Source organism: Mycobacterium sp. E2497 (assembly GCF_001668695.1).
In the GTDB taxonomy this organism is placed as follows: Bacteria; Actinomycetota; Actinomycetes; order Mycobacteriales; family Mycobacteriaceae; genus Mycobacterium.
In genome coordinates this window covers 1-767 of the sequence record NZ_LZKD01000051.1, presented here as the reverse complement: position 1 = coordinate 767, position 767 = coordinate 1, and the positions used below count along the sequence as shown (strand labels likewise).

Annotated in this window: 2 pseudogenes; one reads left to right on the top strand and one right to left on the bottom strand. The window is 70.1% G+C overall.

The features are described from left to right. Window positions 1-286 (top strand): annotated as a pseudogene (locus tag A5713_RS04430) (hypothetical protein); the annotation flags it as partial. A gap of 4 nt (window positions 287-290) precedes the next feature. Here the strand turns inward: A5713_RS04430 and A5713_RS04425 are convergent. After that, window positions 291-767, bottom strand: a pseudogene (locus tag A5713_RS04425) (VWA domain-containing protein); the annotation flags it as partial.

The window sequence follows — 767 nt, the reverse complement described above, 5'->3', positions numbered from 1 at the left end:
GATCTCGTTCGGCACCAAGACCGGCGAGATCGAGATGGACGGGCAGCGGGTCGCCGTCCCGGTTGCGACGGACCAGATGAAGATGATCGCCAAACTCTCCGGCGGGCAGTCCTACACCGCCGGCAACCTCGCCGAGCTCTCCAAGAGCTACAACGCCATCGAGAAGGACATCGGCTACCGCACCGTGCCCGGGCCGGGCAGCGCCGGCTGGTTGCGGCTGGGCGTCATCACCGCGCTGATCGCGACGGCGCTGGCGCTGCTGATCAATCGGCGGCTGCCGGTCTGACCGGTCAGGAGGGCAGCCGGCGGTTGAGGAACAGGCCAGCCAGGACGGCGCCCGCCATCGCGACGGCGCCCAGCAGCATCCAGGCCAGGCTGGCGTCGCCCTTCACGGTCTCGTAGCCGATCTGGCGCTGCAGGGTCGAGTAGACGTTCTTCAGCGACTCCAGGCTGTCGGCGTGGAACGACTGGCCGTCGGTGATCTCGCAGATCTTCTGCAGCGTCTGATCGTCGACGGGCACCGGGATGGTGGCGCCCTCGTACTCGACGGTGCCGTACGGCGTCCCGAACGAGATCGTGGAGATCTGCACGCCCTCGGCCTTGGCGGCCCGGGCGGCGGTGAAGGCGCCCTGCGGGGCGTTGGGGTCCAGCGGCACGTTCTCGGCGCCGTCGGAGAGCAGCACGATGCGGGCCGGCGGCGGGGTGTCGCCGCCCGTGATGGCGGTGGCGCTGACCGCGTGCAGGGCGGTGAAGATGGCCTCGCCGGT